27 protein-coding genes and 1 pseudogene are annotated in these 25,693 nt (G+C 68.2%); 24 read left to right on the top strand and 4 right to left on the bottom strand.

Translation table 11 applies throughout. The features are described 5' to 3' along the window. Nucleotides 1–191: pseudogene (locus V2I30_RS13145) on the bottom strand (hypothetical protein); the annotation flags it as partial. 166 nt (nucleotides 192–357) lie between these two features. Between V2I30_RS13145 and V2I30_RS13140 the strand changes: the two are divergent. Further along, nucleotides 358–1,434 carry a GGDEF domain-containing protein gene (locus V2I30_RS13140; RefSeq protein ID WP_330662628.1) on the top strand — a complete coding sequence of 359 codons (1,077 nt, stop codon included), beginning with the start codon at nucleotides 358–360 and terminating at the stop codon, nucleotides 1,432–1,434. Here V2I30_RS13140 and V2I30_RS13135 read toward each other — a convergent pair. Beyond that, nucleotides 1,431–1,859 (bottom strand): hypothetical protein, encoded by a 429-nt coding sequence (locus V2I30_RS13135; RefSeq protein WP_330662627.1) that lies wholly within the window; start codon nucleotides 1,857–1,859, stop codon nucleotides 1,431–1,433. The genes V2I30_RS13140 and V2I30_RS13135 overlap by 4 nt on opposite strands. After that, on the bottom strand, nucleotides 1,856–2,521 hold the full coding sequence (locus V2I30_RS13130) for a MotA/TolQ/ExbB proton channel family protein (RefSeq protein ID WP_330662626.1): 666 nt from the start codon (nucleotides 2,519–2,521) through the stop codon (nucleotides 1,856–1,858). Before V2I30_RS13130 ends, V2I30_RS13135 begins: the two co-directional genes overlap by 4 nt. Before the next feature lie 261 nt (nucleotides 2,522–2,782). Between V2I30_RS13130 and flgB the strand changes: the two genes are divergently transcribed. The 14 genes from flgB (at nucleotide 2,783) to V2I30_RS13060 (ending at nucleotide 15,106) form a co-directional block, all read left to right on the top strand. Continuing rightward, nucleotides 2,783–3,136, top strand: a complete 354-nt coding sequence (gene flgB / locus V2I30_RS13125; RefSeq protein ID WP_330662625.1) for a flagellar basal body rod protein FlgB — start codon at nucleotides 2,783–2,785, stop codon at nucleotides 3,134–3,136. A 2-nt stretch (nucleotides 3,137–3,138) separates the two neighbouring features. Next, on the top strand, nucleotides 3,139–3,543 hold the full coding sequence (flgC, locus tag V2I30_RS13120) for a flagellar basal body rod protein FlgC (RefSeq protein WP_330662624.1): 405 nt from the start codon (nucleotides 3,139–3,141) through the stop codon (nucleotides 3,541–3,543). A 2-nt stretch (nucleotides 3,544–3,545) separates the two neighbouring features. Beyond that, on the top strand, nucleotides 3,546–3,908 hold the full coding sequence (locus tag V2I30_RS13115; protein WP_330662623.1) for a flagellar hook assembly protein FlgD: 363 nt from the start codon (nucleotides 3,546–3,548) through the stop codon (nucleotides 3,906–3,908). Between the two features lie 11 nt (nucleotides 3,909–3,919). Then, a complete protein-coding gene (locus tag V2I30_RS13110) occupies nucleotides 3,920–4,732 on the top strand; it encodes a flagellar hook-basal body protein (RefSeq protein WP_330662622.1) in 813 nt (270 codons plus the stop codon). A 39-nt stretch (nucleotides 4,733–4,771) separates the two neighbouring features. Beyond that, on the top strand, nucleotides 4,772–5,506 hold the full coding sequence (locus V2I30_RS13105; RefSeq protein WP_330662621.1) for a flagellar basal body rod protein FlgF: 735 nt from the start codon (nucleotides 4,772–4,774) through the stop codon (nucleotides 5,504–5,506). A gap of 36 nt (nucleotides 5,507–5,542) precedes the next feature. Beyond that, a complete protein-coding gene (gene flgG / locus V2I30_RS13100) occupies nucleotides 5,543–6,334 on the top strand; it encodes a flagellar basal-body rod protein FlgG (RefSeq protein WP_330662620.1) in 792 nt (263 codons plus the stop codon). Beyond that, nucleotides 6,334–7,074, top strand: coding sequence for a flagellar basal body L-ring protein FlgH (locus V2I30_RS13095; protein WP_330662619.1), 741 nt, complete (start codon nucleotides 6,334–6,336; stop codon nucleotides 7,072–7,074). Before flgG ends, V2I30_RS13095 begins: the two co-directional genes overlap by 1 nt. Nucleotides 7,075–7,085: 11 nt before the next feature. Then, nucleotides 7,086–8,189, top strand: a complete 1,104-nt coding sequence (locus V2I30_RS13090; RefSeq protein WP_330662618.1) for a flagellar basal body P-ring protein FlgI — start codon at nucleotides 7,086–7,088, stop codon at nucleotides 8,187–8,189. Beyond that, nucleotides 8,186–8,494 (top strand): flagellar biosynthesis protein FlgJ, encoded by a 309-nt coding sequence (locus V2I30_RS13085; protein WP_330662617.1) that lies wholly within the window; start codon nucleotides 8,186–8,188, stop codon nucleotides 8,492–8,494. Before V2I30_RS13090 ends, V2I30_RS13085 begins: the two co-directional genes overlap by 4 nt. Beyond that, the gene (gene flgK / locus V2I30_RS13080; RefSeq protein WP_330662616.1) at nucleotides 8,494–9,852 is read left to right on the top strand and encodes a flagellar hook-associated protein FlgK; all 1,359 of its coding nucleotides are present in this window, start codon (nucleotides 8,494–8,496) and stop codon (nucleotides 9,850–9,852) included. Before V2I30_RS13085 ends, flgK begins: the two co-directional genes overlap by 1 nt. Further along, on the top strand, nucleotides 9,852–10,766 hold the full coding sequence (locus V2I30_RS13075) for a flagellin N-terminal helical domain-containing protein (protein WP_330662615.1): 915 nt from the start codon (nucleotides 9,852–9,854) through the stop codon (nucleotides 10,764–10,766). Before flgK ends, V2I30_RS13075 begins: the two co-directional genes overlap by 1 nt. A 39-nt stretch (nucleotides 10,767–10,805) precedes the next feature. Then, on the top strand, nucleotides 10,806–11,669 hold the full coding sequence (motA, locus tag V2I30_RS13070) for a flagellar motor stator protein MotA (RefSeq protein ID WP_330662614.1): 864 nt from the start codon (nucleotides 10,806–10,808) through the stop codon (nucleotides 11,667–11,669). A gap of 1 nt (nucleotide 11,670) precedes the next feature. After that, nucleotides 11,671–12,609 (top strand): flagellar motor protein MotB, encoded by a 939-nt coding sequence (locus V2I30_RS13065; protein WP_330662613.1) that lies wholly within the window; start codon nucleotides 11,671–11,673, stop codon nucleotides 12,607–12,609. 64 nt (nucleotides 12,610–12,673) lie between these two features. Then, on the top strand, nucleotides 12,674–15,106 hold the full coding sequence (locus tag V2I30_RS13060; RefSeq protein WP_330662612.1) for an HAD family hydrolase: 2,433 nt from the start codon (nucleotides 12,674–12,676) through the stop codon (nucleotides 15,104–15,106). 106 nt (nucleotides 15,107–15,212) lie between these two features. On the opposite strand, the gene V2I30_RS13055 is transcribed toward V2I30_RS13060, so the two are convergent. Next, a complete protein-coding gene (locus V2I30_RS13055) occupies nucleotides 15,213–16,028 on the bottom strand; it encodes a flagellin N-terminal helical domain-containing protein (protein ID WP_330662611.1) in 816 nt (271 codons plus the stop codon). A gap of 286 nt (nucleotides 16,029–16,314) precedes the next feature. On the opposite strand from V2I30_RS13055, the gene V2I30_RS13050 reads away from it, so the two are divergent. The 9 genes from V2I30_RS13050 to V2I30_RS13010 all read left to right on the top strand — a co-directional run bounded on the left by V2I30_RS13050 (nucleotide 16,315) and on the right by V2I30_RS13010 (nucleotide 25,693). Further along, complete coding sequence (locus tag V2I30_RS13050) at nucleotides 16,315–17,691, top strand: sigma-54 interaction domain-containing protein (protein WP_330662610.1); 1,377 nt, start codon at nucleotides 16,315–16,317, stop codon at nucleotides 17,689–17,691. 41 nt (nucleotides 17,692–17,732) lie between these two features. Next, nucleotides 17,733–18,059 (top strand): flagellar hook-basal body complex protein FliE, encoded by a 327-nt coding sequence (gene fliE, locus V2I30_RS13045; protein WP_442896940.1) that lies wholly within the window; start codon nucleotides 17,733–17,735, stop codon nucleotides 18,057–18,059. Between the two features lie 7 nt (nucleotides 18,060–18,066). Continuing rightward, a complete protein-coding gene (gene fliF / locus V2I30_RS13040) occupies nucleotides 18,067–19,770 on the top strand; it encodes a flagellar basal-body MS-ring/collar protein FliF (RefSeq protein WP_330662608.1) in 1,704 nt (567 codons plus the stop codon). Further along, the gene (locus tag V2I30_RS13035; protein ID WP_330662607.1) at nucleotides 19,767–20,804 is read left to right on the top strand and encodes a flagellar motor switch protein FliG; all 1,038 of its coding nucleotides are present in this window, start codon (nucleotides 19,767–19,769) and stop codon (nucleotides 20,802–20,804) included. Before fliF ends, V2I30_RS13035 begins: the two co-directional genes overlap by 4 nt. Next, nucleotides 20,788–21,486: a FliH/SctL family protein gene (locus tag V2I30_RS13030; protein WP_330662606.1), complete on the top strand. Its 699-nt coding sequence runs from the start codon at nucleotides 20,788–20,790 to the stop codon at nucleotides 21,484–21,486. Before V2I30_RS13035 ends, V2I30_RS13030 begins: the two co-directional genes overlap by 17 nt. Nucleotides 21,487–21,492: 6 nt before the next feature. Beyond that, on the top strand, nucleotides 21,493–22,860 hold the full coding sequence (locus V2I30_RS13025; RefSeq protein ID WP_442896939.1) for a FliI/YscN family ATPase: 1,368 nt from the start codon (nucleotides 21,493–21,495) through the stop codon (nucleotides 22,858–22,860). Continuing rightward, nucleotides 22,853–23,353: a hypothetical protein gene (locus tag V2I30_RS13020; protein ID WP_330662605.1), complete on the top strand. Its 501-nt coding sequence runs from the start codon at nucleotides 22,853–22,855 to the stop codon at nucleotides 23,351–23,353. The genes V2I30_RS13025 and V2I30_RS13020 overlap by 8 nt, the downstream gene beginning before the upstream one ends. A gap of 1,139 nt (nucleotides 23,354–24,492) precedes the next feature. After that, entirely contained in the window at nucleotides 24,493–25,062 is a 570-nt protein-coding gene (locus V2I30_RS13015; protein ID WP_330662604.1) for a hypothetical protein, read from the top strand. Between the two features lie 49 nt (nucleotides 25,063–25,111). Next, nucleotides 25,112–25,693 carry a flagellar basal body-associated FliL family protein gene (locus tag V2I30_RS13010; RefSeq protein ID WP_330662603.1) on the top strand — a complete coding sequence of 194 codons (582 nt, stop codon included), beginning with the start codon at nucleotides 25,112–25,114 and terminating at the stop codon, nucleotides 25,691–25,693.

Raw genomic sequence — 25,693 nt, 5'->3', positions numbered from 1 at the left:
GCCCCGCCGATTTCGCCCGCCGCGACCCCGGTGAAGCCGGCAACGGCTTCGTCGATTGCGCCTGGATCGAGAAATGCGCTTTGTGCCGGCGTCTGTGCCGCTGCGGCGGGGGGAAGGGCCAGGGCGGCGGCGATCGCCGACACATTGGCGAGGTTTCGCAAGCATAATGTGGGGCGGATGTGCGGGATCATTGGCTCTCTCCTCGAACGGTGCCGGAGAGCGAACGCCGCCGGCCCTTGCTTGGCAAGGTTCGCAGCAAATGCCGTGCCAAAGCCACGCCGGCGCCAAAGCCTAAGGGCACTCCCCTATATCGCGGGAGGGCCCGCTTAAGCCTGCGCCGCTAGGCCGGTTCGCATCATGAGCTACATTGCGGCGAAGACCCATTCGACGTCCTCCAAACCCGCCTTGCGCGATCGCCACCATCCGGTGACGAGCCGGGCGAGCGAGGGACGGCGCGAATTGATGGACCGGATCACCACCTGCGTCCTCGACCACGATGTTGCGATTACGGGGTCCAACCTTGCGGTTATTGCTGCCGGTCTGTCGGGATCGGATCGGCGGCTCGCTCAGGCGTTCGTCGCGCGAGAAATCGCGCAGGCGCCGGTGACGCAGAAATGGCTGGACGAATTGGGGGCGGGCGCGGATCGGCGCTCGGGACTGGAGGAATTGATGGACCGGATCGAGTTGTCGCTCGATGCCTTTGCGAAGACGGCCAAGTCCGCACAGCACGAAACCAGCGAGCAGCGCGGCGCGATCGACGCGCAGATCGCGCGCATGGCGAGCATCGGAGCCGATACGGCCCCCGACATCGAAATCGAACGTCTCACCAGCCTTTCGCGCGCAATGCTGCGGCGGCTGAGCCAGGTGGAGACGGCGATGAAGCGCTCCGAGGCCGAAAGCGACGAGCTGCGCGCACGCCTAGCCCGCGCGCGGCTGGATGCCGAGCTCGATCATTTGACGCAATTGCCAAATCGCCGCGCTTTCGAGCGCGAATTTCGCGGCGCTGTCGAAGAGAGCGCGGCGCGCGGAACCCGGCTCAGCGTCGGCTTTTGCGATGTCGATCACTTCAAGGCGATCAACGACACGCATGGCCACGATGCGGGCGACCGCGTGCTGATCGCGATCGCGCGCAGCCTCGAGCGGCATTTGGGCGACAATTGCTTCGCCGCGCGGCACGGCGGCGAGGAATTCGCGGTGTTGTTTCGCGGGCTCGGCCTGCAGGAGGCGCGCCAGCATCTCGATGCGGTGCGCGCCGCCCAGTCCGCCCGCCGGATGATCAATCGCGAGACCGGCAACGGTTTTGGCAAGATCACCTTTTCGGCTGGCATCGCCGAGGTCGCCGGGCCCGACGACGCGCGCGACGCGCTCGCCCGCGCCGACCGCGCGCTCTACCAGGCGAAGGATGGCGGGCGCGACCGTATCGCCATTCTCTAACTCGTTGCGACGCCGCGTCTTTCGACCGCGTCGTCGTAGGCGAGGCTGGCATAGATGTCGCTGGTCTGGCCGCGCCGGACGATCACGCGCACCGCGAAATCGGTTTCCGACGCCGCATCGGACCAGCGCCGCGCGCGCTCCCAGATCGCGGCCGCGTCCTCAGGGGTATGATGCGCGACGATAGTCAGCGTGGCGCGCACGTCTGCCGTCTGGCGCGAAAGCCATTCGCCGAGCTGTGGCCCGCCGGGGGTCTCGCGGTAGAGCGCCTGCGAGGGGGCCAGCGCGGGGATCGCCTGGATCGCAGGCGCAGCCTGCGCCTCTTCGCGCAGCGTCTGACCGGCGAGCGCGGCGAGGACGAGGAGGAACAGGATGAGCGCGAGATCGGCGAGGATCAGCTGCCACCCGGCGTCGCCGCGCGCGATCATGCGACGCCCCTCACCGGACTGCCCCGAACACTCCGCGGCCGGGCGAGCTCTTGCGCGAACCAGCGGACGATCCCTGCCCGGGCCGCCGCGTCGGCGGCTTCGCGTCGTTCGATTGCGCGGGCGAGCGGGTACCATACGAGATGCGCGCTGGTGACGCCGTAGAGGGTGGAGATGACGGCCTGTGCGACCGCGCCCATCGCCAGCCCGACCATGCTTTCGGCAGAACCGGGGGCAAGCTGCGCAATGGCGATGAGCGTGCCGACCAGGCCGAAGACCGGGGCGAGCTCGCCGGCGGTATCGAACACGCCCGCCGCGCGCTCCGCTTGCGTCTGGTGCGCCGCGCGGACGGCATCGGCCTCCTCGAGCGCCGCCTCGCGTGAACGGCTGCGCAGAAAACGTTCGAGCATTGCACGCATCGTCCGGTCGGGCGGCAAGGCGGGATCGGCGCCGAGCACCCCGCGCTCGCGCACCATCTGCAGCGCGCGGGCCAGCGCGGCGCGGTTGGCGGCGGGATCGAAGTCGCGCCGGGCAAGACCGAACGCGCCAGCAAGCCCGGCCCCCATGCCGCGCCAGCCGCAACGCGCCAGCGTCCCCAGCGCCGTGCCCGCAAGGACGATGGCGAGCGCGGCGGGATCGACGAACAGGCTGGGCTCGAATGACAAATCGTGCGGCCTTTTAAACTTCGTGGACGGGTGGGGAGGGACGGGACCAACTCCCAGAACGACGCAGCGCGGCGACGTTTAAGCCGGCGGCCCCGCGCTGGCAGGCCGTTGCCGCCGCCCTGCAAGACCTTGCCGCCCAAGGCCTGCATTCCGTCGGTAGGAGCGCGGCGATCGGCGCATTTCCGGGGCTTCGCCCAAGTTTGGCACGAAGGATGCAGACTGATCCCGCGCATAGAACGCAGCGGAGCCTGGACCCCCTTCATGAGCGAAAGTCTTTTCGGAATACACGGCGCGGCGCTCGAACTGCGCAGCCAGCGCATGGGCGTGATCGCCGCGAACATCGCCAATGCCGCGACGCCGGGCTTCAAGGCGCGCGACCTCAACTTCGGCGCCGCGCTCGACGCGCGGCTCGCGCAAAAGGCGGGCGCGCCCGCCGCCGCCGCGGACCCGCAGCTGCTCTATCGCCGCGGCGGGCTGCCCAGCCTCGATGGCAATACCGTCGAACTGGGCCGCGAACAGGTCGCCTTTGCGGAGAACGCGCTCGCCTATTCGGCAACGCTCAGCTTCGTGCAGGGCAAGGTCAACACGCTCACCCGCGCGCTGAAAGGCGAATAGAGATGTCGGAGCGCGCCACCCTCTTCTCGATGACGCAGCAGGCGATGTCCGCCCAGCTCGTGCGGATGAACACCGCCACCTCGAACCTCGCCAATGCCGGCTCTGTCGCCTCGAGCGAGGACGAGGCCTACCGCCCGATCCGCACCGTCTTCGCCGCCCAGGTCGATCGCGCGTCGGGCCTCTCCCAGGTCAGCGCCGCGCGGATCGTCACCGCCGATGCGACCCCCACCAAACGCTACGACCCGGGCCATCCGCTCGCCGACGAGAGCGGCCATATCTACGAGGCCGGCGTCGATGAGAGCGCCGAGATGGTCGAGATCATGGAAAGCGCGCGCCAGTACCAGAACATGGTCCAGGCGCTGCAGACCGCCAAGCAACTGATGCTCGAAACGCTGAGGAGCAACTGAAGATGAACATTGCCGCCACCGCGCCAGTTACCGGGCCTGCTACCGGGCCAGCCAACGATCTGCCCGGAACGCTCGACCGGCTGAACGCGCCCTCGACCCTGCCGCGGCAAAGCGCGGCGGCCGCGCTCGATGCCACCGATTTCTTGCGACTGATGACCGCGCAGCTGGCGAACCAGGACCCGCTCGAGCCGCAATCGAACGAACAGATGCTGGCTCAGCTGGCGCAGTTTTCCGGCTTAGAAAGCGAAATCGCCTCGCGCGCCACGCTCGAGGAGATCGCCGCCAAGCTCGACGCGCTGATCGCGGCCCAGGAAGCCGCAAACGCCGCCAGTCCTTCCTCCCCCGCCACCCCCGAACAGACCTAAGGAGCCTCCCGATGTCCTTTTTCACCTCGCTTTCCGGCATGCGCAATGCCGAGACCGACCTGCGCGTCATTTCCAACAACATCGCCAATGCCGAAACCGCCGGCTTCAAGAAGTCGAACGCGCAATTCTCCGACCTCGTCGCCTCGGGCGGCAGCACCGATCCGCGCACCACGCCCGGCATCGGCGCGACCGTTTCGCGCATCTCGCAGGATTTCGGCCTCGGCCAGCTCGAACAGACCGGCCGCGCGCTCGACATTGCGATCAATGGCGACGGTTTCATCCCGACCACCAATGCGATCTCGGGCGACATCAACTTCACCCGCAACGGCAATCTGCAACTGGTCGCGAGCGGCGAATTGCAGGACGCATTCGGCGACCGGGTGCAGGGCTTCGCAGTCGATGCGACCGGCACGCCGACCACGACCACGCCCGGCAATATCGTCGTGCCGCTGACCAATGCCGGCGGTTCGCTGCTCTCGAGCGTCAGCATCGACGCGCGCGGGGTCCTGTCCGCCACCTATTCCGACGGCACCGTCGAACCGGTGTCGATGATCGCGCTCGCCTCCTTCCCCGCGACCGGCGGCTTGCAGGCGATCGGTCAGACCAAGTGGCAGGCGACCGGCGAATCGGGCGCGCCCGAGTACGGCCAGCCCGGCATCGGCAATTTCGGCCAGATCTCCAGCGGGTCGCTCGAACGCGCCAATGTCGACCTTGCCGAGGAGATGGTCTCGCTGCTGACCGCGCAGCGCAATTTCCAGGCCAATGCCCGCGCGATCGACACCGCCACCGCGATTTCGCAGACCGTCCTCAACCTCCAGCGCTGATCCGCTGGCTGACCCGCCCGGAGGCTCACCATGGACCGCATGATTTACACGGCTCTGTCCAGCATGAACGCAGCGATGGATCGCCAGCGCATGGTGGCCAACAATCTCGCCAATGCCTCCACGCCCGGCTTCCGCCGCGAGGTCTTCGCCGTCACGGCTGCGACCCTTCGCGATGGCGGAATCGAAGCGCGCGCGATCGCACGGGGCACAGTACGCGGGGCGGACATGGCGCAGGCGCGCGTCAACCCGACCGGCCAGGCGCTCGACATCGCGGTCGGGGGCGAGGCACTGATCGCGTTTCAGGATCCGGCGGGAGGCGAGCTCTATTCGCGCCGCGGGGATCTGCGCGTGGCGCCTTCGGGCGTGCTCGAAAACGGCGAGGGCCTGGCAGTGCTGGGCGAGGGCGGGGCGGCGATCACCGTTCCCCCCGGTCTGGCGGTGCAGATCGCAAGCGACGGCAACGTGCTCGCCCGCGATCCCGCCGCGCCCGCGGAAGAGCCGCAGGTGCTCGCGCGGATCAAGCTGGTGTCGCCCGAAGGCAGCCGGCTGGCCAAGGGTATCGACAGCTTTCTCAAAGTGCCGGGCGGCGGCGTTCTGCCCGCCGATCCGACCGCGAGCGTCACCAGCGGTGCGCTCGAACAGTCGAATGTCGAGACCGCCGCCACCCTCATCGAGATGATCGACGCGCAGCGCGCCTTCGAACAGCGCGCGAAGATCATCCAGACCGCCGGCCAGCTCGACGAAGCGGGCGCGCGCCTCTTCTCCATGACCTGACCCCCCAAACGGCACGAAACCAAGGAACCATAGCCCATGCCAACTTCCGCCCTTCACGTCGCCCGAACCGGGCTCGAGGCGCAGGATGCGCGCATGCGCACCATCGCCAACAATCTCGCCAATATCGGCACCGCCGGCTTCAAGCGCGACCGGGTCGATTTCGCCACCCTCGCTTATCAGGAACAGCGCGTGGCCGGGCAGCAGTCTACGCAGGCGACCGCCTATGCCGTCGGGCTCAACATGGGCACCGGCGTCGCCGTGCAGGGGACGACCCGGATGGAGAGCCAGGGGACGCTCAACCAGACCGGCAACCTGCTCGACATCGCGCTCGACGGGCCGGGTTTTTTCCAGATCGAAATCCCGCCCAACGGCCAGATCGCCTATACGCGGGCGGGCAATTTCACCCTGTCACCGCAGGGCAATCTCGTGACTTCGCAGGGCTTTGCCCTGACCCCGCCGATCCAGGTGCCGCAGGGCGCGACCAATATCGGGATCGCGCCCGATGGCACCGTCACCGCGGTGCAGCCCGGCCAGGCCGAACCGATCCAGCTCGGCCAATTGCAGGTCGCGAGCTTCGTCAATCCGGCGGGACTGCAGGCGATCGGCGACAATTTCCTTGCGCAGACCTTTGCCAGCGGCCCGCCCGATATCGGGCTCGCCGGACAGTTCGGGCGCGGCCAGATCCGTCAGGGGATGCTCGAAGGGTCGAACGTCAACGTAGTCGAAGAGCTGGTCGAGATGATCGAAGCGCAGCGCGCCTACGAGATCAATTCCAAGATGGTGAGCGCGGTCGACGAGATGCTGCGCAACGCCAACCAGACACTGTGATGCGCGCCCGTATCTTTGCCACGCTGACAGGCGCCCTAATGCTTGCCGGCTGTATCGGCGGCGAGGAACGCCTGGCCGGTTTCACCGCGCCGCCGCCTCCCGGCCCGGTCGCCGTGGCCCCGCCCGCCGCATTGGGCGGCGTCGTTCCGACCGGACCGATCACGGCGGAGGTCAGCGCCAACACCTTCGCGCTGCCGCAGGAAAGCGCGGGCGCGATCTTCCAGGCGAGCCAAGGCTATGCGGGTCTTGTCACCGGCAACCGAGCGCGCGGGCTGGGCGACATGGTCACCATCCTCCTCGTCGAGAACACCAGCACCTCCAAGTCCACGTCGGGCCAGACCGATCGCGAGGGCGGCTTCAGCCTGACCCCGCCGACCACGGGACCGTTCGACTTCCTCAACCCTGACGCGCTGACCGCTGCGGGCGAAGGTTCGTTCAATGGCGGCGGCACGGCGGCGCAGTCGAGCCGATTGTCGGCGACGCTCGCGGTGACGATCGCGGCGATCTATCCCAACGGCACCGCCGAAGTGGTCGGCGAGAAACAGATGGCGCTCAGCCAGGGCGACGAATGGGTGCAGTTTGCGGGCCGCATCCGGCTGGTCGATATCGACAGCGACAACCGCCTGCCTTCCTCGCGCGTCGCCAATGCGCGCATCATCTATGCCGGCAAGGGCGCGGTGCAGCAGGCGAGCCGCCCGGGCTGGCTCTCGCGCTTCTTCGGCGCGATCTCGCCCTTCTGACGGAGCAAAACATGCGCATTGCCAAACTCGTTCTCGCCATACTTGTCGGGGTGTTGGTGACCCTGCCCGCGCAGGCCTCGGCCGAGCGTATCCGCGATCTCGGCCAGTTCGAGGGGCTGCGCGCGAACCAGCTGACCGGCTATGGCGTGGTCGTCGGCCTGCAGGGGACGGGCGACGACAATCTCGAATATGTGCGCGAGGCGATGCGCGGCGTGTCGGGGCGGCTCGGTCTGCAATTGCCGCCCGGGATCAGCCCGAACCTGCGCAACGCCGCCGCGGTCATCGTCACTGCCGAACTGCCCGCTTTCGCCAAGCCCGGCCAGCGGATCGACATCACCGTTTCGACGCTCGGCCAGGCGCGCAGCTTGCGCGGCGGCGCCCTGGTGCTCGCCCCGCTCTACGGCGCGGACGGTCAGATCTACGCGATGGCGCAGGGCAATGTCGCGGTCGGCGGGCTGGGCGTATCGGGGCGCGACGGCTCGCAGGTTTCGGTAAACGTCGCGACCGTGGGCCGCATCGCCGATGGCGCGACCGTAGAGCGCGGAGTCGCCACCGGCTTCGATCGCGAAGGCACCTTGCGCTTCAACCTCCACCAGGCCGATTTCCTCACCGCCGCGCGGGTGCGCGATGCGATCAACACGACCTTCCCCGGCATGGCGCGGGTCGCCGACGGGGTCAGCATCGAGCTCACCCTGCCCTTCGGCAACGACCAGCGCTCCGCCGCTCTCGCCGCGATCGAGATGCTGCCCGTCACCCCCGCCCCGGTGGCGGCCCGCGTGATCGTCAATTCGCGCACCGGCACGGTGGTCATCAATCAGGCGGTCCGGCTCGCGCCCGCCGCGATCAGCCACGGCACGCTCGTCATCCGCATCGACGAAAGCCCGCGCGTAGTGCAGCCCGAGCCGTTCGGAGATGGCTTCACGGCCGTCGAAGAGTCGTCCGACATCACGGTCCGCCAGCTCGACACGCGCGTCGCGCTGATGCCGGGAGCGGCGAACCTTTCCGAGATCGTCGATGCGCTTAACCTTCTGGGCGTGGGCGCGGCGGATCTGGTGGTCATTCTCGAAAGCCTCAAACAGGCCGGCGCGCTCCAGGCCGAAATGGTGGTCCTGTGATCGGTCCCGTCACACCATCCGCCGCGCCCGCCGGCTCCCCCGCCGCCGCGCTGTCGCCCGAACGGCGCGAATTGCGCGAGGCGGCGCAAGGGTTCGAGGCGATCATGCTGCGCCGCATCCTCGAAAGCGCGCGCAGCTCCCCCTTCGCCGCCGATACGCCGCTGACCGGTGGAGGGCTCCAGCAGTTCACCGCAATGCGCGACGAACACTTCGCCGAGATCGCTTCGCAAACCGGCACCCTCGGTTTTGCGCGTAGTATCGAGGAGCAGCTTGCTCAATCCCTCCCTGCGAAAAGGCCTGAGTAATGCCCACCGACCTCATCTCGATCGGCCGCAGCGGAGCGGCGGCGGCGCGCGCCAGCCTCGAAGTCAGCGCGCAGAACATCGCCAATGCGGCGAACCCCGATTACGTGCGCCGCAGCCTGCAAGTCTCCGAATTCGTCGCCACCGCGACGATCGACAACCAGACCACCAGTTCGCTGAGCGGCGTTCGCATCGGCGGCATCCAGCGGCCCGACAGCGAGCTTGCCCAGCGGCGCGTGCGCGACAGCGGATCGGACCTTGCGCGGGCGCAGGCCGAGTTCACGGCCTTGCGGGATGCGGAAACCGCGCTCGAACAGGCGGGGCTCTATCGCGGCCTCGTCGATTTCGAGGCGGCGCTGACCATTCTCGAAAGCGATCCGACCGATCCCGCCTTGCGCACCGGCGCCATCGAAAGCGCGCGCCAGCTTGCCCAGACCTTCCAGTTCGCCGAATTGTCGCTCGCCAGTGCCGACGACCTCGTGCGCGACGACGTCTCGGTCGGAGTCACGCGGATCAACGGCGCTGGGGACGAACTGGCCCGGCTCAACCGCCAGCTGGCAAGCGCACGTGAGGGGACGGCGGACCGCGCGGCCCTGCTCGATGCCCGCGATGCAGCATTGCGCGACCTTGCCGGCGAGGTCGGCATCGTCACCCGGTTCGACGATCTCGGCCTCGTCGAAGTGCGGATCGTCTCCAACCCCGCCCCTGCGGGCGAAGCGGGCGAATTGCTGGTCTCCGGCACCAATTTCAGCACGCTCGCCGCGACCACGCAGGCGGACGGCTCGATCTCCTTCGATGTCGGCGGCGGTTCTTTCGCATTGGTCGGAGGCGCGATGGCCGGACGCGTCGCCGCGATTGCCGACATGTCCGCGCGCAGCGCCAGCCTCGATGCGATCGCCGCCTCGACCATCGCCCGCGCCAACAACGCGCAGGCGACGGGTGCCGCGCTCGACGGATCGCCGGGACAGCCGCTGTTCTCCGGTTCGGATGCGGGCGATATCGCCGTCGCGTTGACCGACGGCGACGACCTCGCGCTGGCTCCGGCAGGGTCGCCTCCGGGCAGCCGCAATACCGGCAATCTCTCCGCCCTGATCGCCGCGTTCGGCGCGGATGATGGTCCGATCCGCCAGACGGATGGCCTGCTGCTTTCGCTCTCCAGCCGGATCGCCGGCATCGCCACCACCCGCGATGGGCTCGCCATCATCAATGCCAGCGCCGAAGCCGAGCTGCTGAGCGAAACCGGCGTCGATCTCGATGCCGAGGCCGCTTCGCTCGTCCGCCTGCAACAGGCGTTCGAGGCGAACAGCCGGATCATCCAGGTCGCGACCGAATTGTTCGACACCATATTGGGGCTGCGCTGATGACTTTCGTAGGCAATTCGACCGGCGCCTTTTTCGAGCGTTCGTTGGGCCAGATGGGCCTATTGCGCGAGCGGGTCGAAGGGTTGCAGACCCAGATTTCGACCGGCGTCAGGATCGAGCGCGGATCGGACGATCCGGTCGCCGCCTCGCGCCTGCGCGCGCTCACCCGGCTGGAGGTGCGCGGCACGACCGAGGCGGAGAATGCCGCGCGGCTGGAACAGGACCTCAATGAGGCCTCCGATCAGATCGAAGGGGTCACCCTCATCCTTCAGCGTGCGCGCGAACTGGCCGTTGCCGCGGCCAGCGACACGTCGGGGGTGAAGGGACGCACCGCGATCGCCGACGAGCTCGAACAGCTGGGCGACGAACTATTCGCCCGCTCCAATTCGCTTTCGATCACCGGCGTGCCCCTGTTCGGCGGCACCTCCGGCGCACCTGCCTTCACCCGCGACGCCGCGGGCAATGTCACCTATGCCGGCAACAACGAGGTCGGCACCGTCCCGGTCGCCCCCGGCACCGCGATCGAGCGCGGGGTCACCGGCGCGCAATTGTTCGAATACGACGTGGCCGGCACGCCGACCAGCGCCTTTGCCGCCGTTACCGACCTCGCCATCGCCCTGCGCTCCGCCGCCGATCCGGCGCAGGCCGCGCGCGACGCTATCGCCGATCTCGATGCCGGGCTCGACAACGTCAATCGCAGCCAGACCATCGTCGGCACCCGCCTCGCCTGGGTCGAGGATATCCAGCGCGACCAGGACATCCGCGCCATCGCGGTCGCTGAAAAGCGTTCCGATATCGGCGACACCGATATCGCCGATACGATCGTGCGTTTGCAGCAGACACTGACCGCGCTCGAAGCGAGCCAGGCGAGCTTTGCGCGGGTCAGCGGCCTCACCCTGTTCGACGCGATCTGACCGACGCGCGCCATGCCGCCCAGCCAAGGAACCTGACCATTGTTCGCCGCGATCGGTATCGTCGTTCTCATCGTCATGGTGTTTGGCGGCTTCGTGCTCGCCGGCGGCGCGCTCGGGCCTATTCTGGCCGCGCTCCCGCTCGAGCTGATGATCATCGGCGGCGCGGCGCTGGGCGCGGTGCTGATCGGCAATTCGCTGCACGAGATCAAGCTGCTGGGACGCGGCTTCATCAAGGTCTTCAAGGGTGCGCGCTATACCCGCGACGATCATATCGATGTGATCGCGGTCACCAGCAAGTTGATGAAATTGCTGCGTTCCGAAGGCGCGGTCGCGCTCGAATCGCATGTCACCGATCCGCAGAGCTCGACGATCTTCAGCGAATATCCGCGGCTTCAGTCCGACCCCGCGCTGCTCGCGACGATCTGCGATCCGCTGATGCTGATGGTGGTGTCTTCCGGTTCGCTCGATACCCATGCGGTCGAGGATGTGATCGACAATGCCATCCGCACCCACTTAAGCGAAATGGACGAACCCGCGCACCAATTGCAGTCGCTCGCCGACGCCTTCCCCGCGCTCGGCATCGTCGCCGCGGTTCTCGGCGTCATCAAGACGATGGGGTCGATCGATCAGCCGCCCGAGATCCTGGGCAAGATGATCGGCGCCGCTTTGGTCGGCACGTTTCTCGGCGTGTTGCTGGCCTATGGCTTCGCCGGCCCGATGGCGACCCGCCTCAAACAGGTGAACGCGCAGGATCAGCAGATTTTTCACTCCGTCAAGCAGGTGATCGTCGCCAGCCTGCACGGCCATCCCCAGCCGCTGGTGCTCGAAGCCGCGCGTTCGGGTCTGCCCGAGACCCTGCGGCCCAAGCTCACCGACCTGCTCGACATGATGCGCGGGCGCTAGAATGGACGGCCCGGGTCTCGACCGTGCCGCGGCCGGCGCCGCCGCGCAGGCGCCGGCGCCGATCATCGTGCGCAAGACGATCGTTCAGGCGGCGGACGGTCATCATGGCGGGGCGTGGAAAGTTGCCTATGCCGATTTCGTCACCGCGATGATGGCGTTCTTCCTGCTGCTCTGGCTGCTCGGCGCGACCGAGGAAAACCAGCGCAAGGGCATCGCCGACTATTTCTCCCCCACGCTCGTCAAGACGCGCCAGCAAAGCGCCGGCTCGTTCGGCGTGCTCGGCGGATCGTCGCTGACCGATGTCGACAATTATCCCCATGCTCAGGGGCAGACCGGCACCCAGTCGATTACCATCCCGCGCGGCGTGACGGGCGGTCCGGTGGAGGGCGGGCGCGGGGATGCGACGCGCGACACGACGAGCAATCTGCGCAAGGTGATCGAGGAGGAGCTGGCGAAGCGCAAGCGCATCTCGCATCTCGTCGATCAGGTGCGAGTGATGCGCGCGCCCGACGGGGTGCGGATCGACCTCGTCGACGATGCCGATTTCTCGATGTTCACCCTCGGCACCACGGTGATGACCGCCGAGGCGCGCGAACTGGTCGGCGTGATAGGCGATGCCATCGCGCGCGAACGCCAGCCGCTGATCCTGCGCGGCCACACCGACTCGCTGCCCTGGCGCGAGGGGGTGGTGGCGAACAACTGGTCGCTTTCGGCCGGCCGGGCGGAGGCGACCCGTCAGCAACTGCTAGCCAGCGGCATTGCCGAGCCGCGCTTCGCCCGCATCGAGGGCGTCGCCGACACCGAACCGGTCGTCGCGGACAATCCCGCCGATCCGCGCAACCGGCGCATTTCGCTGCTGCTGCTGGAGGATGACGGGCGCGCAGGGCGGCGAACGCGCCAGCTAGGCACTTCCCCCGAGGCCGGTACCGACACCGGGTAAACCATACCGCCCTAGGCGCGAAGGCGAGACAAGCGAAAATGCTTTACGGGAAGGACCCCTCGCCATGACACAGACGATCCTGCCGCACGAATTGCCCGGCGCTCTGACAGTAGCAGGGGAAGGCATCGAGGTCCTTTCGCTCGACTGTTTCGACACTCTGCTCTGGCGCGATTGCCATGCGCCGAGCGACGTCTTTGCCGGTTTGCCGGCGGTCGGCATCGCCCAGCGGGTGGCGGCCGAAACCCGCGCGCGCAAGATCGAGCGTACGCTCAAGGGGCGCAGCGAGGTCGGGCTGGAGGCGATCTATGCCGAGGCGATGCCCAAGGCCGATGCGAAAGCCCGTACAGAGGCGATCGCGCAGGAGCTGGCGCTGGAAGTGCAGGTCTGTTTCGCCTTTGCGCCGACGGTCGAACTGATGCGCGCGGCCAAGGCGGCGGGCCATCGGATCGTCATCACCTCCGACACCTATCTCAGCGCGAAGCAATTGTGCGCGTTGATCGAGCGCGCGGCGGGCGAGGAGATCGCCGGACTTATCGACCAGGTGATCGCCTCGAGCGATGCGGGCCTGTCCAAGAGCCAGGGCCTGCTGGCCGAGGCGCTCAACGCAATGAAATGTCCGGCGCACAAGATGCTGCATATCGGCGACAATCGCCGGGCCGATTTCGACGCGGCGCGGGCGCTTGGCATTCGCGCACTGCATCTGGCGCAATTCGGCGAAGCGGCGCGCGAGCGGCTGCGGCTCGAACGCGCCTTTCAGCAACTTGCCGGGACCGGCGCGGGCGAAAGCGGGGTGCGCGGGTCGATGCCGCACCGCGCCTTGCTGGCGCGCGACGAACCGCAGCTTGCCGAGATGGGCGAACGGCTCGGCTTCACGGTGCTGGGACCGATCCTTTCGGGCTTCGATCGCTGGCTGCACAGCGAGGCGGAGATGCTCGAGGCGGCGCGCGGGGGGCGGGTCCACTGGCTCTTCATGCTGCGCGACGGGCACTTGCCCTATCTCGTTCACCGCGAAGGGGGCACTGCGGCGAGCACCGCTGCGGTCGAGATCAGCCGGGTCACCGCGATCGCCGCCTCGCTGGCATCGCCCGCGGCGTATCGGCGGCACGTTGCGCTCGAACACGGGCTCAACCCTCCGACGATGGCGCGCCAGATGCTGTTCGACACGGACGAAATCGCAGAGATCGTCGGCAATCCGCTGAGCGATGCCGAGCGGATCGAGGCGAGCGGCAGGCTGCTCGACGAATTGCGCAGCGGCAAGCGCGAGAAGATCACCCGCCGCCGTGCAAGGGCGCGGGCCGAGCGGCTGATCGCGCATGTCCGCCGCGCGGTCGATCCGCAGCCGGGCGACACGCTGATGCTGGTCGATCTTGGCTATAACGGATCGGCGCAGGACCGGATCGACGGGCTTCTGTCGGAAGCGTTCGACGTCCATGTCGCCGGACGCTATCTGCTGATGCGCGAAATGGCGGCGAGCGGGCTCGATAAGAAGGGACTGCTCGATGCGCGCCATTATGCCCACGAATTGCTCGACGCGCTGTGCGCCAACGTCGCGGTGATCGAGCAGCTGGCGACCTGCCCGCTCGGCTCGGTGGTCGACTATACCGATCAGGGCGAACCGATCCGGCGCGAGGCGCAGGTCAAGGGCGTGCAAAGCGCCGTGCGCGACACGGTTCAGGCGGGCGCGCTGCAATTCGCCGCGGCGTCGGCGCGCGATATGCCGATCCTTCGCGAAACCGACGGCGCTTCGGACAGCGCCTGGCGCGAGGCGGCGATGGGCACGCTCGGCCGCTTCCTGTTCCTGCCGCATGCCGACGAGCTTGCTGTGCTCGAACGCTTCGAACACGACGTCAATCTGGGCAGCGAGCGGATGGTCGCCTTGTTCGACCGCGAGACCGCGGCCCGGGACATCAGGCGGCGCGGCCTGTTCTACATGCTGGGGTCGGAGCGCATGTTCCTGCCCGCCGAGATCGCCAACGAAAGCATCGAGACGCGGCTCGCGCTGCTCGTCCAGAAATGCGCCGGGCTCGGACTTGCCTATAGCGACGGCGCGCCCGCCGAAATCGCGATACCGGCGGTATTCCTAGGCGAAAGCGACGAAGCGCGCAGCACCGTGCCCGCCCAGCCGACCCACGCAGGCTATTACTGCACGCGCATCCCGGTGCCGCGCGGCGCGAAAAGCATCGCGCTGATCCTGGGCGCGGTGTTCGAGAGCTTTCAGCTGGACAGCGTCACCGCCAGCGCCGTCCGATCCCTCAAGGGCAAGGGCGGCGAAGCGGCGAAGGCCCGCGATATCGCCTGGCATGGCGACGGCTTTGCCGAAACGGGCGCAGGCGTCTTCGCCTGCGAAAGCGAACAAGCCCTCATTCTCGTGACGCCGCCTGAACAGGGCGACGAACCGCAGATGATCGAACTGGTCTTGCGTCCGATCGGCGAGGTCAAGGGGGCCGCCGTGCAGGGGTCGCAGCAAGCGAAAACGGCGCGCAATATCGCCGCCTAACCTGTCCGCGCTTCATTTTCTGACACACGAAAAGGCCCGGAACGCTTCGCGCGTCCCGGGCCTCGTATGGCCGCCTCCAGCGAAAGCGGCCCTTGTCGCTATCGGTTTATCGCAGGAGCGAAAGCACGTTCTGCTGCGACTGGTTGGCCTGCGCCAGCATCGCGGTCGACGCCTGGCCCAGGATCTGCGCCTTGGCGAGCGCGGTCGTCTCCGAGGAATAGTCGGTGTCCATGATCCGCGAACGCGCATCGGTAAGGTTGGTCGCCGTCGTTGTCGCGTTGTTGATGGCCGAAGACAGTCGGTTCTGACCCGCACCCAGCGAGGCGCGCGTCGTGTTAACCTCGTCGAGCGCAGCGTCGACATTGGTGATGGTGGTCGTGGCGCTCGCCGCCGAGCTGACATCGAGAGCGGTCGTGCTCACATCCTGGCCGATGGCGGTGCTGGTCAGCGTCACCGTCCGGCTCGCGTCGATCGCGATATCGACCGTTACGTCGGTGCCGCTGGTCGTGCTGAACAAGGAAACGCCGTTGAACTCGGTGTTGGAGAGGATGTCTTCGATCTGGGCGGACAGTTCCTCGACCTCGGTATTCATGAAGCCGCGGGCCGTCGCATCGTAGGTGCCGGTTTCCGACTGCACGGCCAACTCGCGCACACGCTGCAGCATGTTGGCGACCTCGTCGAGCGCGCCTTCGGCCGTTTGGGCCAGCGCGATGCCGTCGCTCGCATTGCGGACGCCCTGGTTTAGGGCACGGATGTCGCTGGTGAAGCCGGTCGCGATCGACAGACCCGCGGCATCGTCGGCGGCGCCGTTGATGCGGCTGCCGGAAGACAGGCGCTCCATCGCCTGGCCGAGCATTTCATTGGCTTTCATGCTGGCGTTCTGGGCGCGAAGGGCCGAGATGTTGGTGTTGATAACGGACATGAAGTAAACTCCGTAATTGCGGTGCAAGTGGTTCGAACAGGGCGCGGGCCGGACCCGAGCCTTGTCAGGGTTAAGAGCGACCGGGCGCTGCGAAGTTTAAGGGCGGGGGCGCAAACCGAGGTGCGGGTCGGTCCGTTGTCTGGGGCCTACGGGTGGGCCGAGCGAACGCGGGGCGCGCGCGGCTTCGCGGTTGTTTCCTAAGGGCTGCTACGGGTGCTTAAATTTGCACTATATTGGCCGCGCGCTCGGCAAATGCTTTCCACCGAAGTAACCAATAGGTGGAACCATGCAGGCCCTCTCCCCGCAAAGCCCCGAGCCCGACCTGGTTCACCGGCGCACCCTGATCGGCGGCGACGGCGCGCGGCCGGTCTCGCCGGTCCCGCTACCTCCGTCCCCTTCCCATGCATCCGGTCTGCACACACATTCTCGCCTGCTCGATCCCGTCCTTCCGCTGCTTGCGCACGGCTGGCAGCGGGGACGCATCGCGCTGGGCGATCATGGGCGGTTCGACGATCAGACGCGTGGATCAGACCGGGTCGCGATCGACCTCGTCCATTCCAAGCGCGCGGGCGACGCGCCCTTCGCCCTCCTTGCCGGCGGGGCGGGGCGCATCACCTTGCGCTACGACCCGAACGCGCCGAACGACGCCGCGCCCGCGCTGCTGGCGAGCGCAGGCTATGGCGGCTGGCCGGTCGCGCGCGATCCGGAAACGCTCGCGCTCCTGACATTGAGCGAACGAATTGCGGCGAGCGACATTCCCGTCCTCCTCGAAGGGCCGACCGGATCGGGCAAGGAAATTGTCGCGCGCTTCGTCCACAATCGCAGCGCGCGGGCGCGCGGTCCGTTCGTCGCGGTCAATTGCGCCGCCATGCCCGAAGCGATGCTCGAGGCGCTGCTGTTCGGCCATCACAAGGGCGCCTTTACCGGAGCGGGCGATGCGCGCGAAGGGCTGTTCCGCGCCGCCGACGGGGGCACGCTATTGCTCGACGAAATCGGCGAACTGCCGCTCGCGCTCCAGGCGAAATTGCTGCGCACCCTGCAGGAAGGCGAGGTCCTGCCGCTGGGCGCAACCAAGCCGGTGGCGGTCGATGTGCGGATCGTCGCCGCGACCAACCGCACGCTCAGCGAAGAGGCGGCCGAAGGGCGCTTTCGCGAAGACCTCTATTACCGGCTGAACGTCTTTCCCCTGATCCTGCCGGCCCTGCGCCAGCGTCCGGGCGATATTGCCCCGCTCGCCTTCGCCATGCTGCTGCGCCACGGCGCCGCTGGGGGTGAGGCAGCGGACGGGCTGGCCTGGATTTCGCCCGCAGCGCTCGCTCAACTGGAAAATCACGCCTGGCCGGGCAACGTCCGCGAGCTCGAAAACGTCATCCGCCGCGCGATCCTGCTTGCCGGCGATGCGAGTGAAATAGGCGCGGAGCATATCCATTTCGATGGACCGGCCCGCCCGGTCGCAGCATTACCTGGCGCAGCGGCGGTGAGCGGTGCTCTGTCCGATGTCGCCTTCCGTTCCGAAGCGCAGGCGATCCTCACCGCGCTCAATCGGCATGACGGGCATCGCGGCAAGACCGCGAAAAGCCTCGGCATTTCCGAGCGCACCTTGCGCTATCGCCTCGCCTCGATGCGCGAGTGCGGCATCGATGCGACGGGAACCGGCGCGTGAGCGGCGCGATCGAAGGGGCGAGCGGCGGCCTCGCGCAGGTCATGGCGCTGCGCCAGGAAGTCCTCTCGCGCAGCCAGGCGCTGCAGGATGTGCGCGCGCTCTCGGGCGCCGGCGCGGCGGCGCCCATTCCCAATGGTAGCGTGCAGGCCGGCGGTTTTGCCGAGGCGCTGAACGGCGCGCTCCACGATGTCAGCGCGGTGCAGAAACGCTCGGGCGACATGCAGGCCGCCTACGAACGCGGCGAAGTCACCGACATCGCCACGGTCATGCTCGCCCGCCAGGAAGCCGGGGTCGCATTCGAGGCGACGCTGCAAGTCCGCAACAAGCTGCTGTCCGCCTATCAGGACATCATGCGGATGGGGAGCTGAGGGGTAGATGTCCGATAACGAGTTTTCTTCGGCGCCCGCCGGCGCGGTTCCGGCTACGTCGCCAACACTGCAACGGGCGGCCTCCGCCCCGCTGCCGGGCATGGCCGGATGGCGCGCGCGGGCCGGCGAAATCGCCGCGCAGCCCGCCTTTCGCCGCGCGCTGCCCGCACTCGTCGCGGTGGGCGTCGTCGCGATCCTCGCGCTGCTCTATCTCGCCATTGCGCAAGGCCCACAACGCATGCTCTATTCCGGTCTCTCCGATGCCGAGCGGGCGCGAGTGGTCGAAACGCTCGATGCGGGCGGCATCGCCTACACGATCGACAACGGCACCGGCGCGCTGAGCGTTGCCGAGGACGATGTCTATAGCGCGCGCATGCTCGTCGCGAGCGATGCCGGCCTTGCCGCGCCGCAGGGGGCGAGCGAAATGCTCGATGCGATCCCGCTGGGGTCGAGCCGGACGCTCGAGGGCGAGCGGCTGCGCCTGGCGCGCGAACGCGAGCTCATGCTCACCATCCGCGAGATCGAGGGGATCGAGGCGGTGCGCGTGCATCTTGCGACGCCGGAACGTTCGGTCTTCGTGCGCGAGAACGCGCCGCCCAGCGCCAGCGTCATGCTGCGCCTCGCCAGCGGTCGCTCGCTCGCGCAATCGCAGGTCGAGGCGATCGTGAATCTCGTCGCCGGCTCGGTGCCGGGGATGACCAGCGACACGGTGCGCGTCGTCGACCAGAACGGGCGCCTGCTCTCTTCGGCGCGCGAGGAGCAGCTCGAAAATCTCGTCCTGCAGCGCGAATTCGAGGCCAAGCTGCAATCGCAGGTGACGAACCTCCTCCTGCCGCTGCTCGGCGATGGCAATTTTTCGAGCCAGGTGCAGGTCGAGCTGACCAAGGCGGAACAGACCTCGGCGCGCGAGATCTACGATGCCGACGGGGTGGTCCGCTCCGAGAGCGAGCGCAGTTCCTCCCGCGCGTCCGCCATGCCCGTGGGCGGCATTCCGGGCGCGGCATCGAATATACCGGCGCCCGACGTTGAACTGGTCGAGGGCGCGCCGCAAGAGGGCGAAGCGCCCGCGGGGGCGATCCCCGAAGACCGCGAGATCGCCACCCAGCGCAATTACGAACTCGGCCGCGAAGTGGCGGTCACCTCCTCGCGGCCCGGTGGCCTCGTCAAACTGTCGGTCGCCGTCGCCCTGAGCGAAGCCGCGCTCCAAGCCGCCGCGCCGCTGACCGCGCAGCAGGTCGAAACGCTGGTGAGCGCCGCCGTCGGCGCCGATCCCTCACGCGGCGACCAGGTCGAGGTCGTGATCAGCGCCTTCGGCAGTGCGGAGATCGAACCCTTGCCGTTCTATGAAAGTGCCTGGTTCGCGCAAGGCTTGCGCGCGCTGACGGCCCTGCTCGCGGTGCTGCTCGTGCTGCTCCTTGCCGTGCGACCGTTGATCAAGCGGATGCGGGCGGGCGACAAGACGGACGCCGGCAGTGCAGCGCTTGCGGCGCTTGGCGGACCGTCGGCGCGTGAGGGCGACGAGGAGGCTCAAGCCCCCGCGCCTGCCGTTGGCGGAGCCGCCACGGTCGCGCTCGGCGAAGATGGGGCGTTCACCCAGAAGGTCGAGCTTGCGCGCAGGCTCGCCAGCGATCAGCCCGATCGCGCGGTCGAAGCCCTCCAGCGCATGCTGGCGATCCCCGCGCCCGAAGCCAACACGAAGGCCGCGTCGTGAACGCGCTCGCAACCGAGGAGACAGGCGACACCGAAGGCGTCGAGCCCGCTGATCGCACCGCCCACGCGGCGATTTTCCTGATGATGCTGAGCGACGACGCCGCAGCGCAATTGCTGGCGCGGCTCGAACCCGACGAGCTCGAAGCGCTGGGCGGAGCGATGCTCGGCCTTGGCGAAGTCGATCATGCCGGCATGGCAAGCGCGCTCGACGATTTCGTGGTCGAAAGCACGCGCGCGGTCCTGCCCCGGCGCGATCGCTCGGCGCAGATGCGCGGCCTGCTCGAACGCTCGCTCGGCACGACCAAGGCCGAAAGCATGATGCTGCGGATCGCGCCCGGATCGCGCCCGCTCAGCATCGAAATGGCGCGCTGGCTCGCCCCGCAGGTGTTGCTCAAGCTGATCGAGGATGAGCATCCGCAGGTGATCGCGGCGCTGCTCCTGATGCTGGAGCCCGAACCCGCCGCCGAAGTCCTGTCGCAATTGCCCGCCGCCGCGCAGCCGCTGGTGGTCGAGAAGATTGCCGCCATCGGTCCGGTGTCGGCGCAGGCCGTCGCGCTGATCGACCGCCTCCTGTCGCAGCGCATCGGATCGAGTTTCGGCGCGAATGCATTGAGCGTCGGCGGTCCGCGCGAGGCGGCCAATCTCATCAATCTGGGCGCCGGCGTGCTGCGCACCGAAGCGCTGCCCTCGGTCGCCCGGCGCAATGCGCCGCTCGCCGAGCGGATCGAGGAGGAGCTCTTCACCTTCGAAATGCTGCTCGAATGCGACGCCTCGACGATCGAGCGGGTGCTGCGCGATGTCGATGGAAATGCGCTTATCGACGCGCTCAAGGGCCTTCAAGAGGAACAGCGCGAGATCTTCTATGCGGCGATGTCGAGCCGCGCGGCGGACGGCGTGCGCGAGGAGATCGAACTGCGCGGACGGATCGCGCGCACCGATGTCGAACGCGCGCAGCGATCGCTCGTCACCATCGCGCGCCAGCTGGCGGATTCGGGCGAGATCATAATCGGGAACGGCGATGGTGAATTCGTCTGACTGGATCGCCGCCTGGCAGGCACAGGGAAAACGTGCGACGAGTGCGGGTGAGGCGGGGTTCGTGCCGGCCGCCTGGCTCGATGCGCCCGACGTGGAGGCAGCCTTCGTCGAAGGTTGGCCTTTCGCTGGCGCGCCGCCGATTGCGCAGGACGAATGCGCGCCGGAGGAAGACCCCGCCGATAGGACCGATCCCGACCCTCCCGAGCCCCCTCCCGCGTCCCCTCCCGATCTCGAAGCCGAGGCATTCGCCCGCGGCCTTGCGCAGGGACGGACGGAGGCAATGGCGGAGCGGGACACGAGCGAGGAGCGGCGCGCGGCCCTGCGCGGCGCCTATCGCGCGCTGGACCAGGCGGCGATGGACGCGCTGGCGGGCGAGCTTGCCGAGACGGTCATCGCCCTGTGCGACGGCGCAATCGCGGATTTTACGCCCGACCGCGAGGCGCTCCTCGCCCGCTGTCATGTGGCGGCAGAGCGGCTCGGCAAGGGGGCCGACGGCTGCACCTTGCACCTTCATCCGGGCGACCTCGCCCTGATCGAGGAGGAGGGCGCGGACCTGCCCTGGCCGCTCCAGCCCGACGATGATGTCGAGCGCGGCGGGTTGCGGTTCGTGAGCGCCGAGGGCGAGATGAGCGACACGCCCGCGGACTGGCGCCGCGCGATCGCCGCCGCGGTCCGCAGCTGAGCGCCTATGCTGGCCGAAATGCAGATCGAACTGGCACGGCTGCGCTACGCGGCGCCCCAGGCGGGACCGGTTGCGACCGGGCGGGTGCTCTCCTGCGATGGCGGCTTGCTCGAAGTCACCGGCCTTCCGCTGCCGATCGGTTCGCTCGGGCGCATCGCGGGCGGGGGTAGCGCAAGTGGCGAAGGCGAAGGCGCGCTTGCCGAAGTCGTGGGATTTCGCGGCGGGCATTCGCTGATGATGCTGCTGGGCGATACGCAATTGCTGGCGCCGGGTGCGCAAGTACGCGGTCTGGCAGCGCCCGGCATGGCCTTGGTGGGCAATGCGCTTCTGGGCCGCGCGCTCGATGCGCTGGGCACGCCCATCGATGGCGGACCACCACCCGGCTGCACTGAAACCTGGCCGCTCGCCGGCAAGCGCGAGGGCGCGCTCGACCGCGCAAGCGTCGACACACCCTTCGATTGCGGGGTGCGCGCGATCAATGCGCTGCTCGGCATGGGCCGGGGCCAGCGGATCGGCATTATGGCGGGATCGGGCGTCGGCAAATCGGTCTTGTTCGAACAGATCGCCGGCCATGCGAGTGCCGACATCACCGTCGTCGCGATGATCGGCGAACGCGCGCGCGAAGTCTCCGATTTCGTCGCGCGACATATGCAGGGGCCGGGGCGCGGGCGGATCGTCGTGGTCGCCGTCCCCGCGGATCACGCCCCCAATCTGCGCCTGCGCGCCGCCCTTTATGCCAGCGCCATCGCCGAACATTTCCGCGCGCAGGGTAAAAGCGTGCTGCTGATGCTCGACAGCCTGACCCGCGTCGCCCATGCGGCGCGCGAGCTCGGCCTGCTGCTGGGCGAACCGGGGGCGGCGCGCGGATATCCGCCCAGCGCGCTGGCCGCGCTCACCCGGCTGATCGAGCGCGCCGGCAATTCGGCGCGATCGGGCGGCGCGATCACCGGGGTCTACACGGTTCTTGCCGATGGCGACGATATGGACGATCCGGTGATCGACACCGCGCGCGCGATACTTGATGGGCATGTCGTGCTTTCGCGCGATCTCGCCCAGCGCGGGCACTATCCCGCGATCGACGTGCCCGCTTCGCTCAGCCGGGTGATGGACGACGTCGCTCCCGCCGACATCGTCGCCGCGGCGCGAGGCGTCCGGGCGCTGATCGCAGCGCGCGAATCCAGCCGCGACCTGGTGATGATGGGCGCCTACCGCGCGGGCACCGATGTGCAGCTCGACAGTGCGCTGCGTTTCTCGGCGGCGATCGACGCTTTCCTGACTCAGGAGCGCGGGGAAAGCGTTACGCTCACCGACAGCCTCGACCAGCTGCGCGGGCTGAGTGCGGACATCGCTGCCGCGGGCGCGGCTCATGCGTGAGAATGCGAAGGTGCGCCTGGCGCGGCGTCAGCTCCTCTTGGCGCAGAGCGGGCGGCGCGAGGCGATGGCGGCACTGGCGGATGCGCTGGGCGAAGAGCGGCGCAGCGACGATCTCGCCCAGCGCGCGCGCGAACTTTGTCAGGCATATGGCGTGCGAAGTGGAAGCGGGGCGGACATGCCCTTCGCCTACACTCAGCGTTTCGTTCAGGCGCTGGGCCAGGTCGCGTGCGACGCCGACCGGTCGCATCGCGAGGCGCGCACGCGCTCGCAGCATCGAACCACGCAGCTGGCGGCCGCGAATGAACGCACCCGCATCATCGAGGATCGCCACGCGGCCGCGTGCAGGGAGGCCCGGGCCGAGGCCGATGCAGCGCGCGAGCGGGAGTGCTTGCCGCCGGTTCTGGCACGCAGATTGCAGAGCAAGACAAGCAAAAGCGTTGCCGATCGGTTGCCGGACGGGGCGCATAAGACAGAGGACGACCCGACATCGTGACGACATTGCCACCCGCTGTTCTGCCATCGCCTGGCCCCGCCAAGCTATCCGCGACGTCCTCCCTCGCCACGATGGCCAGACCGGGGGCGTCCGATGATGGCTTTGCGAGCGCATTGGAAATGGCGGAGTTCCCGGGACTTCTCGCCCCGATGCCGTCGCTCCGCGACCTGCCGATCGCCACACCGGGCGAGGAGGCTGCGACGGTGGGGAGGGATGCCGAGCCTGCGCCCGCCGATCCGCCGATCCCCGGCCCATATGCGCCACCAACGCATGAGAGCGACCTGTGGGCGATCCCCGCTTCGTCCGGCAGAGACCTGCCGCGGTCCGGCATGAAATTGCCGACCGAAGTCGACATACCCCACACATCGGCTTTGATGTCGGGCAAACCCGTCGCTCCTTCGGCAGAGCCTTCGCATGATTTGGTCGCACGCAAGATCGAGGCGGATACCTCGTCAGCACAGGCTGAGCGACCCATTTCGATCGATGCTGTCCCTCTGCCTTCCGAAACCAACCCTAGGGCCCGCAATTCCGCACCGCCGGCAGCGTCGCACGTCACGCTTGCCCTCGACGCCGTTCGACCGCCGATTACAGACCCCGAGTTACGTCCGGACCTCACGCAAGGGGCTTCAGATGAACGTCCCGTCGCTGAGATTGCGAAGGTCAAGTTGCAACCCCGCCCGGTCGCTGCGGCGACGGGCCAGGCAACGCCCGATGAGCCCTCTGTCGCCAACCCAGTCGCGGCGCTGCATTCGGCACGCGGCTCGAACACGGCGGCGCGCATGGTCGCTGTTCCGCTGCGCGACGCGATGCAGCCACGTCCAGACATGGTCGAAGTCGGGCGCGCCGCACACCCGTCCGTTTTCGCAGACACCGCCACTTCGCAGTCCGCGATCCAGCGCCAGCCGCCGATAGTTGCGCCCGTAGTAACCTCCGTCGCTGTAATCAGGCCCGACGCTCCGGCCCGCGTCCCGGGTATGCTCGATACGCCTCCCGTTACCCTCGGCGTATCGCCTTCGCAAGAAACCGAAGCGCGAAGCCAGTCCGCTTCGCTCCAACTGGCGCCTTCTCCGCTCGTTCAGACACCTAGCACAGCCTCGCTAGCACCCACCGCTCCGGCGCCGAGCGACGCCACCCCCCAGATGACGCTCGCCCCCTCCACGCCCGCCACTCCGCAGTCGCCCATCGGTGAAGCTCGGATCGACGCGCGACCGACGCCGCAAGTCGAGGCGCAGATCGAGCGTGCCGCCGGATGGCGCGAGGCGAATACTTCGCAGCAACCGCGCGTCACCGTGCAGCACAGTGATTTCGGCAGCGTTTCCGTCCGCCTCGATGCAAATGGCGGCGATTGGCGCGCCACACTCGCCGCGCGCGATCCCGCCTTCGTCCCCGCCGTTCAGGCGGCGCTCGCCGAACGCGCCGTCGCCGCGGCAAGCGAGGCGAGTGCGGGGCAGGGCCACAGCCAGGGCCAGCGCGGTTCGGACCAGAACGCCTCCTCGCAATCCGGTGCGCAATCGGGATCGCCGCAACACGGCGCAGGACAGTCGGGCTCTTCCGAGCCGCGATACGGGTCTTCCCCGGGGTCCGAGCAAGGCGCGCATCAACCATATCCGGGCCAGAACGCTTCCGACGACGAGGCAGCGCGCCGGGTCGACGGCGCCGCCCGGACGGACCGAGCCGGCACGGCGCGCGGCGGAGACCTGTTCGCCTGAATATCGGGCGTGACCGGGACCTTCGCGAAAACAGGGAAAGACGAACACGATGGCGGCGGCGGAAAAGAGCGATAAGAGCGAGACCAAGGGCAAGGGCGGGATCGTTAAGATCGCGCTCGCGATGGCAGCGGTGCTCGCACTGGGCGCAGGCGGGGCCTACGGCGCCTTTGCCAGCGGGCTGCTCGGTTCGACAGGCAATGAGGGGCCGAACGAACCCCAATTGGTGCGCAAGGGCGAAAGCGATCCCTACGAAGTCGAACTTGCCGGAAGCGGCGATGCCGGGCCGATCGTCTATGGCGATGGCGGCAGCGAATATCGGACGGCCTATTACAGCTTTTCCGACAGCTTCACCTCCAACCTCGAGGGCGGCCCGGCGCTGATCCAGGTCGACCTCGCGGCCTCGACACGGCGCGACGGCCGGGTGCTGCAATGGCTGCACAATCACGAACTCGCGATCCGGTCCGCCATCCTGATCCAGCTCGCCGCGACCTCGGAAGAGGATATCTACAGCCCCGACGGCAAGGAGCAGCTTTCGCAGCGACTGGCCGAGGCGATCAATGGCGTCCTCGAGCAGGAGGAGGGATTCGGCGGGATCGATGCGGTCCATTTCAAGGGGTTGCTGGTCCAGTGA

The organism is Erythrobacter sp. (genome assembly GCF_036351135.1).
Lineage (GTDB): Bacteria > Pseudomonadota > Alphaproteobacteria > Sphingomonadales > Sphingomonadaceae > Erythrobacter.
This window is presented reverse-complemented; position numbering and strand designations above follow the sequence as displayed.